Annotated in this window: 9 protein-coding genes; 7 read left to right on the top strand and 2 right to left on the bottom strand. The window is 64.1% G+C overall.

The genetic code is table 11. The annotated features are described in order from the left end of the window. The 3 genes from NE584_RS18845 to NE584_RS18855 form a co-directional block, all read left to right on the top strand. On the top strand, positions 1–682 hold a 682-nt coding region (locus NE584_RS18845; protein ID WP_256183496.1), incomplete at its 5' end, for an EcsC family protein. A 187-nt stretch (positions 683–869) separates the two neighbouring features. After that, complete coding sequence (locus tag NE584_RS18850; RefSeq protein WP_050623275.1) at positions 870–1454, top strand: DUF3793 family protein; 585 nt, start codon at positions 870–872, stop codon at positions 1452–1454. A gap of 101 nt (positions 1455–1555) precedes the next feature. Beyond that, positions 1556–1987: a flavodoxin gene (locus NE584_RS18855; protein ID WP_050623274.1), complete on the top strand. Its 432-nt coding sequence runs from the start codon at positions 1556–1558 to the stop codon at positions 1985–1987. A 64-nt stretch (positions 1988–2051) separates the two neighbouring features. On the opposite strand, the gene NE584_RS18860 is transcribed toward NE584_RS18855, so the two are convergent. Then, entirely contained in the window at positions 2052–2507 is a 456-nt protein-coding gene (locus tag NE584_RS18860; protein WP_050623273.1) for a DUF3021 family protein, read from the bottom strand. 14 nt (positions 2508–2521) lie between these two features. Then, positions 2522–2959 (bottom strand): LytTR family DNA-binding domain-containing protein, encoded by a 438-nt coding sequence (locus tag NE584_RS18865; RefSeq protein WP_256183497.1) that lies wholly within the window; start codon positions 2957–2959, stop codon positions 2522–2524. 233 nt (positions 2960–3192) lie between these two features. Here NE584_RS18865 and NE584_RS18870 point away from each other — a divergent pair, with 233 nt between their 5' ends. From NE584_RS18870 to NE584_RS18885, 4 genes are all read left to right on the top strand, one after another. Then, positions 3193–4452 (top strand): HlyC/CorC family transporter, encoded by a 1260-nt coding sequence (locus tag NE584_RS18870; protein WP_108981548.1) that lies wholly within the window; start codon positions 3193–3195, stop codon positions 4450–4452. Positions 4453–4567: 115 nt separating this feature from the next. Next, positions 4568–5230, top strand: a complete 663-nt coding sequence (locus NE584_RS18875) for a hypothetical protein (protein WP_256183498.1) — start codon at positions 4568–4570, stop codon at positions 5228–5230. 411 nt (positions 5231–5641) lie between these two features. Then, complete coding sequence (locus tag NE584_RS18880; protein WP_256183499.1) at positions 5642–6973, top strand: MATE family efflux transporter; 1332 nt, start codon at positions 5642–5644, stop codon at positions 6971–6973. Positions 6974–7020: 47 nt separating this feature from the next. Continuing rightward, the gene (locus NE584_RS18885) at positions 7021–7710 is read left to right on the top strand and encodes an anaerobic ribonucleoside-triphosphate reductase activating protein (protein ID WP_256183500.1); all 690 of its coding nucleotides are present in this window, start codon (positions 7021–7023) and stop codon (positions 7708–7710) included. The last annotated feature ends 280 nt before the right edge of the window (positions 7711–7990 follow it).

Below are 7990 nucleotides of genomic sequence, written 5' to 3' on the forward strand. Positions count from 1 at the left end.
CAAGGTGCCGCCCAAACTCCGGGAGGCCCTTAACTCCGCCTTTGTCAAGGCATTTGATCTGGTCTTCCAGCGGGGGACCGGGCTTCTGGAACGCACCTTTGATGCCGAGGCGGCCCGGCAGCAGTTTGAGATCGACCAGTTTGCCGCCCAGCTGAAGGGGGACCGGAGCTCTCTGCGGGTCTTTTCCCGCCGAGCGGGACGGACCGGGGCCCTCAATTTGGCTCTTTCCGGGGCCGAGGGCACTCTCCTGGGGCTGCTGGGGATCGGCCTGCCCGATATCCCGCTCTTTACCGGCGTCCTGCTGAAAAGCCTCTACCAAATGGCTGCCCGTTACGGCTACGGGTGGGATACCCCGGCAGAGCGGTACTATCTGCTCCTTCTGGTCCAGGGCGCCCTGTCCTATGGGGAGGAGCTGGCCGCATGCACCGCGCTGCTGGACGAGTTTGCCCTCACCCCCTGTCCGCCGGAGGACTATGACCAGGGGACACAGATCCGCCGGACTGCCTCTCTCCTAGCCGACCGCCTGCTGTTGATGAAATTTGTCCAGGGCATCCCCATCCTTGGCATGGCTGGGGGCATCTCTGACGCCCTCTGTCTGGAAAGGGTCCAGCGCTATGCCGGGTTAAACTATCATCGCCGCTTTCTCCTGGACCACCGGCCCGATCCCCGGCCTTTCGCATAGAGCAGGGTCATGTCCTTCCCGCATCCCAGGTGCCCGCCCCCGCCAAAACGGGAGCGGGCAAAATCAGTGGTTGACAGGAAGGAAAAACTGTGGTAGATTTTTATTAGTTAGCACTAGCTAACAAAAGGGACTAAACTTTTACAGCCAAACGCCGAAAGGCGCGATTTTTCAAAGGAGGGATTAGCTTATGCTAACTTCTGAGGTCCGGCCGGCCGAAGCGCGCTTTGAGCTGACCCTGGCCTTTCACTGTGCGCCGGCCCTGGCAGGCATCAAGCCTGCAGATCTCATTGCCCTCCCGGGGGAAGGAGATGAGACCGACGCCCTGCTGGCGTCCTACTCCGCCGCCCTGGCCGGGGCGGGGATCTCTCTGCGGCCCCTGTGCCGGTGCCGCAGCCGCTGTCTGGTACTGGTGTACCGGCGGGACCGCCTGGAGCGCCAGCTGGAGCAGGAGGAGGTGGCCCGTCTGCTGGAACGGGACGGCTATCCCCTGGCCGGCGGGCTGGAGGCCATGCTGGACCATCTGGCGTCCCGGATGGCGGGGAGCGGTGGGTTCCCCCATGAGGTGGGGCTGTTCCTGGGATATCCCGCCGAGGATGTGGAGGGCTTTCGCCGGCATGGCGGCCAGGGCTATAAATACAGCGGGCTGTGGAAGGTCTATTCCGACGTGGAGAGGGCCCAGAGATGCTTCCGGCAGTACGGCTGCTGCCGAAGGGCCCTGTGCCGCCGCCTGGAGGCCGGCTGCCGGCTGGTCCAGCTGTTTCGGACAGCTTGACGGAGATAGGGGATAGAGGCGGGGAGATCCGCGGCGCCCGGATGGGCCCGCCCCCCCGTTTGCTATACAAACCAAATTTTTATTTTCAGGAGGTCACATACATGAGCAGGATGGCAGTGATTTACTGGTCCATGACGGGCAACACGGAGGCGATGGCCAACGCCATCGCGGAGGGGGCCGCCGGGGCCGGAGCTGAAGTGGATGTGAAGCAGGTGTGCGACACCACGGTGGACGAGGCGCTGGGCTATGGACTGCTGGCACTGGGCTGCCCCGCCATGGGGGCGGAGGTGTTGGAGGAGGCGGAATTTGAACCCTTCTTCACCGAACTGGAGGGCCGTCTGGGCGGCAAAAAGGTGGCTCTGTTCGGCTCCTATGACTGGGGCGACGGTCAGTGGATGCGGGACTGGGCCCAGCGGGCGGACAGTGCCGGAGCCAATGTGTACCAGGACGAGGGCCTGATCCTCCACCTGACCCCCGATGAGGAGGGGCTGGAGCAGTGCCGCACCTTCGGGGCGGGCTTTGCCAAGTATTAAAGGGATCGGATCAAGAAAAAGAGGACGGATGTCTCCCCAAGAGGGCATCCGTCCTCTTTTTTCTCTAACTCTCCGGTCCCCGCTTCTGGTACTCGCTCAGCTTCCGGTTCAGGGAGCGGGTGTCCCGCCGCAGGGCCACATGGAGGCCGAACCACATGGCGGACAAGCCCCACTCCAGGAAGAGCACCAGGAAGATGCCTCCCCAAAGCGGCACATTGGAAAACCAGCCCAGGGCCAGCGCGCCGCCCACAAACCCCAGGTTGCACAGCAGCCCCCACCAGACGGTCCGCACCCGCAGGGCGGACGGCTCCAGCTCCCGGCCCTCCGGGAAAAGGAAGGACTCCAGAATGGCCACCGCCATGGAGACCAGCAGCATCTGGAGCATGGTGAGCGAGGATACGGAGCCCTCGCCGGCCAGGGCGTTGAAGATGGCCTTGAAAAAGACCAGCGCCAGGGTATAGACAGCCATATGAAATTTCATGGACAGGCCCCAGCTGTAGAAACGGATAAATTCTCCCATGATGGACCTCCTTTTTATAGTCCCAGCCGCTCCCGCAGCAGGGGCGCGTAGTGCCGGGAGACCACCAGCCGCTCCCCGTTCTCCAGGGATGCCTCGATGCGGCCGCTAGTCCGGCTCTTCAGGCTGCGGATGCGGTGCAGGTTGATAACAGCGGACTTGCTGACCCTGAGATAGCCCAGCTCTCCATACCGCCCCTCCAGCTCCGCCAGGGTGAGGGCCGTCTGATAAAAGGCAGAGGCGGTATAGAGAAAGGTATGTTCGTCCACACTCTCACAGTAGAGCGTCTCATCCGGGCTGAGCAGGATGATCTCCCGGTTTTCATCCCATACGCACAGCTTCTGAAGGCCGGAGCGCACCAGAGACAGGACACGGAGCATCTCCTGATCCAGCCGGGGGCAGCGCAGGACCACCTCGTTTTCCAGCACGGGTGCGTATTCCACCCTCACTTTCATAGAAAAACCTCCCTTCTCTGTGAGCATACCAGAACCGGGACGCCAGAGCAAGCCAGGAGCCGCCAGGATGCCATTCGGGGCCGGCAGCCTGCCTCCAGGCCAAATTTTGCCGGGATACAGCGGAATTTGTCCGGTATAAGATTTGCATTTTTTTAATATCTGTGATATACTCCTGTGCTAAGCACCCGGAAGACCGGGAATTTATGACAGAAAGCTGAGTTGATTTGTCCCCCATGGACAGTACCAGTATTGGAATGACCGTTGCTCTTGTCATCCTCGTGGCCATGTCCGCTTACTTCTCCGCCACAGAGACCGCCTTTACCTCCCTGAACCGGATCCGCCTGAAGAGCCGGGCGGACAACGGGGACCAGCGGGCTGCCAGGGCCCTGGCTCTGGCGGAGGACTATGACAAGCTGCTGTCCACCATCCTCATTGGAAACAACATCGTCAACAACGTGGCCACCACCATCGGCGCGGTGCTGTTCATCCGGCTGCTGGATGACGTGCGGGGGCCCACGGTGTCCGCCATCGTGCTCACTGTGGTGATCCTGATCTTTGGCGAGGTCTCGCCCAAGAGCCTGGCCAAGGAGAGCCCGGAGGCCTGGGCCATGCTCTCCGCCCCCCTGCTGCGGGCCTTTGTAGCCGTGCTGACCCCGGCCAATTTCCTGTTCACCCAGTGGAAGCGCCTGCTCTCCCTGATCATCCACAAGCGGGAGGAGGACGGCATCACCGAGGAGGAGCTGGTCACTATGGTGGACCAGGCGGAGAACGAGGGCGGCCTGGACGAGCACGAGAGCGAGCTGATCCGCAACGCCATCGAGTTCCACGACCTGGAGGTGTCCGAGATCCTCACTCCCCGGGTGGATATCGTGGCGGCGGAGGAGAACAGCACCATGGAGGAGGTGGGCTCCCTCTTTGCGGAGAGCGGTTACTCCCGCCTGCCCATCTATCAGGACAGCATCGACAATATCGTGGGCGTGATCCATGAGAAGGACTTCTACGCCGCCCGCTACCGGGGGGAGACCATGATCTCCGCCCTGAAGGCCCCGGTGCTCTACACCACCGGCAACACCAAGATCTCCGAGCTGATGCGCATCCTCCAGCGGAACAAGGCCCACATGGCCGTGGTGGTGGATGAGTACGGGGGCACGGAGGGCATTGCCACCCTGGAGGACATCGTGGAGGAGCTGGTGGGCGACATCTGGGACGAACACGACGAGGTCATCGAGGAGTTCAAAAAGCAGGAAGACGGCAGTTATCTCATCGCCTGCTCCGCCGACCTGGACGATATGTTCGACCTGTTCGCCGTCAAGGGCGCCTGCGCCGCCACCACCGTCTCCGGCTGGGTGATGGAGCAGGTGGGCCGGGTCCCCGAGGAGGGGGACCACTTCCAGGCCGAGGGCCTGGATGTCATCGTTACCCGGGTGGAGCACCGCCGGGTCATCGAGATCCAGGTGCGGGTACTGCCCGAGGAGGAGCCCGAGGCTAAATAAAGAACACTGCCCCTGCCTGCGGCTCCGCGGGCGGGGGCTTTTCGTACCCGGGCCGTTGCGTCTAGGGGAGAAGCGTGGTATCATAGCCCTGATTTGAGAGACGGGAGGAATGGCCGTGAAACGGGACAAGAGCTCCCCTTGGGAATTTCTGTGGTACGCCCTGTACGCCTTCGCGGGACTGGGACTGGAGATGGTGCTGATGGGCGGAGTGGAGCCGGCCCTCTTCGGCGGTACGCCGCCCTCCCGCTATACCGCCGCCCATACGCTTCTCCACTGGGGGATGACTATGGCCTGCTGGGGGCTGACGGCCGCCCTGCTGGTGAGACAGGCGGAGAAAAAGCTGGGCTTTTCCCTGCTGGAGGCCAGGCCTGTCCCCCGGAAGGGGGCGGGGCTCGCCATTGGGCTGGCCGCCCTGTGCATCCTGCTGAACGCGCTGGACTGGGGGACTCTGAAGGTGATCGGAGAGTTTCAGAAGAAGGGGCCCCTCCTGTTCGCCGGCCAGTATCTCTACTACGCCTTTGAGGTGGTCCTGGTCCTTCTGATCGCAGCCTTTGGACAGCGGTTCTGGGAGGTGCTGAGGAAAGGGCGGAGCCAGTTCCCCTTCGGCGGCGTGGTGCTGTGCTGCACCTGGGGCGCCATCCACATGCTGTCCAGGGGGAGCCTCTCCACTGGCCTGGGGGTGATGGCCTTCGGGCTGATGTACGGGGCGATATATGTCCTGCTGGGGCGGGATGCCCGCACCTCCTATCTGGCTATGCTGGCGGCCTTTGTCATCTGAAGCGGCGCGGACCTTGGGCGGTCAGTCCTCCGGACTGGCCGCCTTTTTGTGCCTGTTTCAAGCCCACCGCCCCCGATCCCGGTTGACAGATCCGCCCGCCGCTTTTATAATAGAGCTATCCACCAGGAGAGGAGGGCTCCCATGAGGCTCTACGGAAAATTTGCCATTGTATCCGGCTCCGGACGACCCGATGTGACAGAGCGTTGTACGGAGCCTGACGGGATGGGATCTGGCACGCGCAGGCCCGCAAGAAGGGCTTGAGCGCCTTTTTGATCCCTTCTGTTCCATTCTCATGACTCAGGCCGCGGACAGTGTTCTGTCCGCGGCTTTTTCGCGCCCGTTTCCGGCGGAGGGCCTGTATCCCCGCCCTTCGCCCGCTTCTATACCTGTCTTGAGAAAGGAACGATGGATATGAACTCCGATACGCTGGATCTGACCCGGGGGAGCGTCCCCCTCTGCCTGATCCGATTCTCCTTCCCTCTCCTGCTGGCCAATCTGCTCCAGTCCTTTTACAGCATGGCGGATCTGCTGGTGGTGGGCCGCTTCGTGGGTGAGACCGGCCTGGCCGCTGTGAGCAGCGCCTCCACCCTGTGCTTCCTCCTCAACGCGGTGTGCATGGGCTTTTCCGCCGGTGGGACGGTCCTCACCGCCCGGGCCCGGGGCGCCGGGGACCGCCTGGAAGAGGAGGAGGCCGCCGCCGCGCTGTTCCTGCTGGCGCTGGCGGGCTCCGCCCTGCTGACGGCGGCCGCCCTGCTCTGCTACTGCCCGCTGTTCACCCTGATGGCCCTGCCTTCCCGGGCTATGGGGGACGCCTGCGGCTATATGGCCATCCTCTGCTGGGGCACCCCCTTTGTCTTTGGATACAACGCCGTCTGCGCCATCCTGAAGGGCCGGGGCGACTCCCGCGGTCCCCTCCGGTTCGTGGCCGCCGCCGCTGTGGTCAATCTCCTCCTGGATCTGATCCTGGCAGGTCCCTGCGGCCTGGGAACCGCCGGGACCGCCTGGGCCACTGTGGCGGCCCAAGGCGTCTCCTTTCTGCTCTCTCTGGCCCACCTGCACCGCTGTGTCCCCCTCTCCCTCCGGCGTCTCCCCCTCCGCCCCGCCGCCCTCCTCTCCCTTCTCCGGCTGGGCCTCCCCTCTGCCGTCCAGATGGCGGTGGTCAACCTCTCCTACCTGATCCTCACCGGCCTGCTCAACCCTTTCGGCGTCTCCGTGGCGGCGGCGGCCGGCATCGGCCTGAAGGTCAGCACCTTCGCCGGGATGCCCTGCTGGGCGCTGGGCTATGGGGTGACCGCCATGGTGGGGCAGAACCTGGGGGCCGGCGATCCGGACCGGGTGCGTCAGGCCGTCAGGAGCGGCCTTCTCCTCAGTCTGGGGGCCACTGCCCTTCTGACCGCCCTCGTCCAGCTGGCCGCCGCCCCCATCATCGCCCTCTTCGAACCGGAGAACGCGGCCGTGACGGCAGAGGGGGTGCGCTATCTCCGCATCTGCTGCTCCGTCAACGGACTGATCTACGCTGCCATGTATGTCTTCGACTCCTTCGCCATCGGCTCTGGGGCTTCCTGGGTGGCTATGTGCAATGCCATGCTGGACGCGGCCCTGCTCCGTCTGCCCCTGTGCTGGCTGCTGGCCTTCCCCCTCGCCCTGGGCCCCGCCGGCATTTACTTGGGCCAGGCGTTCTCCCCCATCCTGCCCGCCCTGGCGGGGCTGTGCTATTTCCGTCTCCGGTGCCGCCGGTCTTGACGGCTCCCCCTCCCGCCGCTACAATAGAGCTAAAAGGAGCGCTGACCATGGACATTCAGGGACTGCAAAAATTGACGCTGCTGGACTGGCCGGGCCGGGTGGCCTGCACGATTTTCCTGGGGGGCTGTGACTTCCGCTGCCCCTTCTGCCACAACCGGGACCTGGTGACCGGCCCCCTCCCCGCCGCCATGGACAGCGGGGAGCTGCTGGCTTTCCTCGCCAAGCGGAAGGGGCTGCTGGACGGGGTCTGCGTCACCGGCGGAGAGCCCCTGCTCCGCCCCGGGCTGGAGGCACTTCTGGAGGAGATCAAGGCCCTGGGCTTCCCCATCAAGCTGGACACCAACGGCAGCCACCCCCAGCTCCTGGCCAGGCTGTGGTCCCTGGGGCTGGTGGACTACGCCGCCATGGACATCAAAAATTCCCCGGAGCGGTACGGAGAGACCGCAGGGGTCCCCGGCCTGGACCTGGGGCCCATCCGGGAGAGCGTGTCCTGGCTGCTGGAGGGCCATGTGGACTATGAGTTCCGCACCACCGTGGTGCGCCAGTTCCATGACAGCGCCTCCTTCCGCGCCATCGGCCCCTGGATCTCCGGCGCCCGGCGGTACTTTCTTCAGGCCTTCATCGACCGGGACACCGTGCTCCGGCCCGGTCTGAGCGCCTGGTCCCGGGAGGAGATGGAGGGGTTCGCCGCTCTGGTCCGCCCCTGGGTCCCGGCAGTGGAGCTGCGGGGCATCTGACCCCCCCCTCCGCGTTTTTGGCTAATTTTTATGGCAGAGCACTCCCGTCCCACGGGGCGCGGGAGTGTTCTTTTTCAAAAAAATCGCCGGTTTTTGCCCCGTTTCTTCCCAAAACATGTGCCGGCGCTTCCTGCTTTTTCGCTTCAGGAAAACAAAATATTGTGTTTCCGCCGGAATTTTGCACAAGATATTGACGAGCCATTTCCTTCATGGTATAGTAGGAGCAGTGGGGGGGGGGGGGGGGGGGGGGGGGGGGGGGGGGGGGGGGGGGGGGGGGGGG

The sequence above is a fragment of the Clostridium sp. DFI.5.61 genome (genome assembly GCF_024462915.1).
GTDB lineage: Bacteria > Bacillota > Clostridia > Oscillospirales > Oscillospiraceae > Lawsonibacter > Lawsonibacter asaccharolyticus.